The 1,111-nt window shown below is 63.5% G+C and carries 1 protein-coding gene; it reads left to right on the forward strand.

Annotated features, from left to right (window positions below):
* Positions 1 to 766 precede the first annotated feature (766 nt).
* The coding region (locus ACIQTP_RS33185) for a hypothetical protein (protein ID WP_403406996.1) at positions 767 to 1,111 on the forward strand (345 nt) is incomplete at its 3' end.

The raw sequence follows: 1,111 nt of genomic DNA on the forward strand, positions 1-1,111 counted from the left end.
GTACGCAGGGTGTCCGGAATTCGGCAGCAGGGCGCATCATCACCGCGCCGCTCCCATCTCCTTCTGCTTCACCCATGGCGTTCACAACGAGTCTTCTGAAGTTGATCACTGATCGGGCGAGGCCACTGTCGTGACGGCGAGGCCCCCGAACACTGTTGAGCGAGATGTCCGACGTCTCCGCACCACAGCCCCGGGGGCCTCGTTGGTTTCTCCACGTGCTGGAGGAGTGAGGTGACGATGCTCATCGTCACCCGTCAGCACGACCGACGGTGCAAGCTGCCACCCGCAGCCAGTGTCCGATCTGTCAGAGGCAGGAGTCATCCACGCCTTCTGCAGGCAGCTGCCGCCGTAATCTGCCCGCAGAAGCAAGCCGGGTTCGGCCCACTCAACGGAGCTGTCTCAAGTCGGCTGAGGCACCGGGATCGCACCAGTCACACGGAGATCATCCCGATGGTGCCCCGACGCCCGCGGACAGGCTCGGGCTGCGGCATGCCTACGCGTTCTGGACGTGAAGGCCTTCCCTCGTAGTGGAGCCGGTGCCCCAAACCCCCATCAGCGGTCTGTCGATGACCGCTCCATTGCGGGTCAACGAAGACGGCAACGGGGTCCATCAAGACCTACTGCCTGCAGCATCAGCCAAGCCTCTTTCCTCGGCCGACGAACACATCAACCTGTTGCTCCTCCAATCAGGGGACGCACAGCAGAGGCCAGACGGGTTGAAATGAATCTACGAAAGTTCGTCCACCTAGAAATACGAGGTTTCCTCATGTTCAACGCTCGACGTCACATGGCCCGCATCGCAGGGATTTCCTGCATCGCCGCACTGGCCGCAGGAACCGTCGGTGTGGCCAGCGCCGAGGCCGCTCCCATGCACCATGCTGCGCATTCGGCCAGCAACCACCAGCACAACACCCAGGGTGGCACGCAGGGTAACGGTAACGGCAACACCCAGGGCGGTACCCAGGGCAACGGAAACGGCAACACCCAGGGTGGCACGCAGGGTGGCGGCCGCGGCAACACCCAGGGTGGCACGCAGGGTAACGGTAACGGCAACACCCAGGGCGGTACCCAGGGCAACGGAAACGGCAACACCCAGGGTGGCACGCAGGGA

The sequence above is a fragment of the Streptomyces sp. NPDC090798 genome (assembly GCF_044768965.1).
Taxonomy (GTDB): Bacteria; Actinomycetota; Actinomycetes; order Streptomycetales; family Streptomycetaceae; genus Streptomyces.